Source organism: Planktothrix sp. (genome assembly GCF_046067725.1).
GTDB lineage: Bacteria > Cyanobacteriota > Cyanobacteriia > Cyanobacteriales > Microcoleaceae > Planktothrix.
The window spans coordinates 1-5,684 of the sequence record NZ_JBJUDF010000077.1 but is presented as its reverse complement, the minus strand read 5'-3'; the positions used below and the strand labels follow the sequence as shown (position 1 = coordinate 5,684).

At 42.0% G+C, this 5,684-nt stretch carries 5 protein-coding genes and 1 pseudogene; 5 read left to right on the top strand and 1 reads right to left on the bottom strand.

Translation table 11 applies throughout. The features are described from left to right. Nucleotides 1–1,374: Calx-beta domain-containing protein (locus tag ACKPEB_RS04395; RefSeq protein ID WP_408963605.1), on the top strand; the 1,374-nt coding region annotated here is incomplete at its 5' end. 354 nt (nucleotides 1,375–1,728) lie between these two features. Here the strand turns inward: ACKPEB_RS04395 and fabG are convergent. Beyond that, nucleotides 1,729–2,496, bottom strand: a complete 768-nt coding sequence (gene fabG / locus ACKPEB_RS04390; protein ID WP_408963604.1) for a 3-oxoacyl-[acyl-carrier-protein] reductase — start codon at nucleotides 2,494–2,496, stop codon at nucleotides 1,729–1,731. A 126-nt stretch (nucleotides 2,497–2,622) separates the two neighbouring features. Here fabG and trxA point away from each other — a divergent pair, with 126 nt between their 5' ends. The 4 genes and pseudogenes from trxA to ACKPEB_RS04370 all read left to right on the top strand — a co-directional run. Next, a complete protein-coding gene (gene trxA, locus ACKPEB_RS04385; RefSeq protein WP_408963602.1) occupies nucleotides 2,623–2,940 on the top strand; it encodes a thioredoxin in 318 nt (105 codons plus the stop codon). A 3-nt stretch (nucleotides 2,941–2,943) separates the two neighbouring features. Then, nucleotides 2,944–3,534 carry a hypothetical protein gene (locus tag ACKPEB_RS04380; protein ID WP_408963601.1) on the top strand — a complete coding sequence of 197 codons (591 nt, stop codon included), beginning with the start codon at nucleotides 2,944–2,946 and terminating at the stop codon, nucleotides 3,532–3,534. Between the two features lie 464 nt (nucleotides 3,535–3,998). Next, nucleotides 3,999–5,018, top strand: coding sequence for a chlorophyll synthase ChlG (chlG, locus tag ACKPEB_RS04375; protein WP_408963600.1), 1,020 nt, complete (start codon nucleotides 3,999–4,001; stop codon nucleotides 5,016–5,018). A gap of 187 nt (nucleotides 5,019–5,205) precedes the next feature. After that, nucleotides 5,206–5,684, top strand: a pseudogene (locus tag ACKPEB_RS04370) (hypothetical protein); the annotation flags it as partial.

Sequence of the window (5,684 nt, the reverse complement as noted above, 5' to 3'; positions counted from 1 at the left end):
AACACAGGCAGTGGTTTCATTGAAGATACCAGTGTTTCCCTTCCGGGTGTTGACTCCAGTTCCGTAGCCTGGGCTGACTACAATGGGGACGGTAAACAAGACTTTCTGTTGACGGGTTTCGATAGTTATAGTTCAGAAACCATATCCAACAAGATCTCAAAACTGTACAAAAACACAGGCAGTGGTTTCATTGAAGATACCAGTGTTTCCCTTCCGGGTGTTGGCTACAGTTCCGTAGCCTGGGCTGACTACAATGGGGACGGTAAACCAGACTTGCTGTTGACGGGTGAGAATAATTCTTCATACAACTCCATCTCGAAACTGTACAAAAACACCACTCCCACTATCGCCAAAATTTCTATCAAAGATACCCAAATCATAGAAGGCGACAACGGCAAAAAGCTGGCGAAATTCACCGTTAGTCTTAATACCCCCAGCACCCAAACCGTAACCGTCAACTACGCCACCACCAACGACACCGCTAAGGCAGGAGAAGACTATAAACGCACTAACGGTAAACTCACCTTTAAACCCGGTGAAACCAGCAAAACCATCAATGTTCCTGTTTTTGGGGATACGAAACTAGAAGCAAATGAAACCTTTAAGCTGCTCCTGAGTCAACCCAAAAATGCCAAACTCGGAAAGAAACAGGCAATAGGAAGTATTACTAATGATGACTCAACCAAACTCTCGATCAAAGATACCCAAATCATAGAAGGTGACGACGGCAAAAAGCAAGCGAAATTCACCGTCAGTCTTAATACCAAAGTTAATCAAAAAGTTGAAGTCAACTACGCCACCAGCGACGGCACTGCTAAGGTAGGGGAAGACTATCAACGCACTAACGGTAAACTCACCTTTCAACCCAACCAAACCCAAAAAACTATCCTTGTTCCCATCCTGGGCGACACCCTCAATGAAGATGACGAAACCTTCTTCCTTAGCCTCAGTCAACCCAAAAATGCGGACTTGGGAGATAAACGCGCTATAGGAAAGATTACAGATAACGACACAGGGGGTGACAAACCAGGGGATAGTTTTGAGACGGCGGTTAACCTCGGTAAAGTTAAAGAAGAAATTATTCGAGATGACCTAATTGGTTTTCTTGAAGGGGTAAGCTATCGGGACACCGACGACTATTACCGTTTCCAATTAGATCGAAAAGGCACTTTATTCTTAACCCTTCAGGGACTATTTAAAGATGCCAATATCGATTTATATGGCAGTGAGCAGGAGTTAATCACTCAATCAAATCAGAAGGGAATATCATCAGAAATTATATACCAGCAACTTGATCCTGGGATCTATTATGTACGGGTATATCCCAAAGTTAAAACCTACACTCCTTACCGTCTCACCGTTGATTTCAGTTGACTGCGATAGTTATATGAAATCCCTAAATATTTACTACAAATTCATCCCTGTAGAGACGTTCGATGGAACGTCTCTACAGAGGGTTAGGGGGAATCATCTGTAGCATCTATAGCAAGTCTAAATAGGTTGTAATCACCTCTATGACTAAAACCCTTACCGTAGGGGCAATTCATGAATTGCCCCTACCATAAGTCAAATAGGATTGCTATATAATAGGATTTCATATTAGAAACCCCGTTTCTGAATCAATCTTTCTATTAGCTAGAAACAGTAAAGGAAAATAAACACATCAAAAAGTCCGTTGTTGGGCTTTAGCCCTCTAAATCTTAGAGCTAAAGCTCAACAACGATTTAATTAAGCCATGACCATTCCGCCATCAACATTAAACACTTGACCCGTAATATAAGCCGCTGCTGGATCTGCGGCTAAAAAGCGAATCATTCCCGCTACTTCTTCCGCTTGACCATAACGACCTAAAGGAATAAATTTGAGAATTTCTTCGGTATTTTTTAACTCTTTGGTCATATCCGTCGCAATAAACCCAGGCGCCACTGCATTGACTGTGACTCCCCGACTAGCTAACTCTTTGGCGACGGTTTTTGTAAACCCAATGACCCCGGCTTTTGCCGCACTATAATTAGCTTGACCAGGGTTGCCCATTTGTCCAGCAACGGAGGTAATATTAATAATTCGTCCCGACTTTTGTTTGAGCATCATTTTACTCGCCACACGGGTACAAAGAAACACCCCCGTTAAGTTTAAATCAATCACCGCTTGCCAATCTTCCAGCTTCATTCTCAATAATAAAGTATCACGGGTAATCCCGGCATTATTCACTAAAATATCAACTCTACCCCAGGTTTCTGTGACTTTGTTAAATAAGGCATCCACTTGATCCGCTTTAGAGACATCTCCTTGAACTGCGATCGCTTCTCCCCCTGCTTCGGTAATTTCAGCCACCACTTCATCCGCCGCCGTCGAAGAACTGGCATAATTAACGGCTACTTTAGCGCCTTCTGTCGCTAACGCCAAGGCCGTCGCCCGTCCAATTCCCCGTGATCCACCCGTGATGATCGCCACTTGTCCCTTTAAATGCTGTAAATTTTCCGGTAGACGTTCCATTTATGGTTTCTCCAACTGTTTTTCCTTCAAAACTCATCATCTCAGATTTGAGTTGTCACGTTAACAGAAACCTAATTTTTGCAGAATGGTTATAATTTAAAGTGCAAAACTGTCAGGTTATCAGCTATGGCCGTTAAACAAACCTTTAATAGCTTTCAAGAATTACTTGCCCATTCTGATGTTCCAGTGTTAGTGGATTTTTACGCAACTTGGTGTGGCCCTTGCCAAATGATGGCTCCTATTTTAGAAGAAGTGAATCAAGAAATGAGCCAACAAATCCAAATTGTTAAAATTGATAGTGATAAATACCCGGCTTTAGCTTCTGAATATCAGATTACGGCGTTACCGACTTTAATGTTATTTAAAAACGGTCAACTCGTTGGTCGCCATGAAGGAGTTCTACGGGCTCCACAATTAGTTCAATGGGTGTATGGTTTACTGTAATTTATGAATACGCCCAGCCACGCAATTTTAAATTTAGCGATTTTGGGAAAAGTTACTCATCCTGAAGCAAATTTATTAATTGTTCTGGGGGGAATATTACCGGATATTCCCATTTTTTTGTTTTATGGATGGGCAAAATTAATCGCTAAAATGCCCGAAGAACAAATCTGGTTACAGGGGTATTATTCTCCGATCATGCAAACCATTGTTGCGATTTCTCACTCGATTCCTTTAGCAGTCATTGGGTTAGCGATCGCTACTTTTTATCAATGGAAAATCCTACAAATTCTTTGTTTAAGTTTAATCCTCCATTCTTTATTCGATTTACCTGTCCATCACGACGACGCTCACCGCCATTTTTTCCCTTTTAGTAATTATCGATTTATTAGTCCGGTGTCTTATTGGGATACCAAACATTATGGTTCTGTTGTTAGTTTAGTCGAAATTCTACTTGTTTTCGGCGCGACAATTCGAGTATTTCCTGGGGTTGAATCTCCTGTTGGTAAAGGATTAATGATATTAGTTAATAGCTTATCGGTCATCAGTTATTTATATTTTTATGTTTATTTAAAATATAAATTGTGGGTCAATTAAAGCACTGTCAAGAGTTCCTTCATGTCGCTTTGCTCTATTCAGGATGACAATTGTATCAAGTATTTTGAATATAGCTCGAATTTTGGTGCTTGATTGTCATTCTGAGTAACCCAAGAATCTGACTGTGTTCTCGCCAAATTATCAGAGATCCTTCATGCCGCTTCGCTCTATTCAGGATGACAATTGTATCAAGTATAGCAAGTCTAAATAGGTTGTAATCACCTCTATGACTCAAACCCTTACCGTAGGGGCAATTCATGAATTGCCCCTACCATAAATCAAATAGGATTGCTATATTTTGAATACAACTCAAATAGAATTGCGATATTTTCAGTCCTAAATGCACCGGATCAGAGCTACGGGTGCAGTGACAAAAGCCACAACTGTCCACCGCCAACAACCCACTCCATGTTAATGTTAATTTTTGTATTGCAGACACTCAAAACATAAGCGCGTAAATCATCATGTCGGATACTCCATCCTCACAAGTTTCAGAACAATCAACGCCAGAAGATGCGAAGGAAACTCCTAATTCAGATCGCGCGGCTAAAACCCGCCAACTGTTAGGGATGAAAGGAGCCGCCCCTGGAGAAACTTCGATCTGGAAAATTCGCTTACAATTGATGAAACCGATCACCTGGATTCCCTTAATTTGGGGGGTGGTCTGTGGTGCGGCTTCATCAGGACATTTTACTTGGTCACTGGAAGATGTGTTAAAAGTGGCGACTTGTATGTTAATGTCGGGGCCATTAATGACGGGATATACCCAAACCCTGAATGATTTTTATGATCGCGAACTCGACGCCATTAACGAACCTTATCGTCCGATCCCTTCAGGGGCGATTTCCATTCCCCAAGTTGTCAGCCAAATTTTACTGCTATTAGGATTAGGAATTGGGATTTCCTACATTTTAGATACCTGGGCGGGTCATGAATTTCCGATTATTACGGTTTTATGTATCGGTGGGGCGTTTGTCTCCTATATTTATTCTGCACCGCCTCTGAAACTGAAAAAAAATGGCTGGTTAGGAAATTATGCTTTAGGCGCGAGTTATATTGCCTTACCTTGGTGGGCGGGTCATGCGTTATTTGGAGAATTGACCCCAACGATTATGGTTTTAACCCTGTTTTATAGTTTAGCGGGGTTAGGAATTGCCATTGTTAATGATTTTAAAAGCGTCGAAGGCGATCGGCAATTGGGGTTACAGTCCCTTCCCGTTATGTTTGGAATCACAACGGCGGCTTGGATTTGTGTTTTGATGATTGATATCTTTCAAGCTGGAATGGCAGTTTATTTAGTCAGTATCAAGCAAAACCTTTATGCTACCGTTCTTTTACTGCTCGTTATTCCTCAAATTACCTTCCAAGATATGTATTTTCTACGCAATCCTGTAGAAAATGATGTTAAATATCAAGCAAGTGCCCAACCGTTCCTGGTGTTAGGAATGCTGGTTGTGGGTTTAGCTTTGGGTCATGCGGTTTAGGAGTTTTCTCAATTCCAATAAAACCGTCGTTTCCCTAACCCCCTGAAGGCTGGGATCAAGGAAAAAACCTTGATTTTCAGTGAAATCAGGGTTCGGCAGCCAACTGTAGAGGCAAGATTAGCTTGCCTTCTGCACGTTTAAAATTAACTGTCGAATCATTACCAAAACCACCGATTTTCCCGAACCCATGGAAGAATCTCAATTACCATCATCCCACTCCCAGACTGACTCTACCCCTTCAGAAACCGAATGGGAGAATCATCTTGATCCACGTTCAACCCAACCTGTTTTGACATCATCCGCAACGGTAACGGAGCCCGAACTTGATCAAAATTCATCTGGATCAGAATCTCAACCTTTAGATTCAAGGTGGCATCGTCGCGCGTTTCATCGGTTAAATGCAGAATGGGTTAAACTGCGTCAAGGTCTGACAGTCGCTGAGATTCAAGGGAAACGTTGGTATCGTCATCCGGGTGTGTGGATTGGAATTGGAGTGATTAGCGTTGGCGGTGGTGCTTTGGGTTATGGAGCTTGGCAATGGTATCGCATTGATCAAAGCTTGCCAAAAGTGTCGGTTAATACAATGGCATCTTTTAGCCGAGATGGAACAGTTACTATTAAAGCAGCCAATGGTGATATTTTAATGCAAACCGGGCCAGCAACACG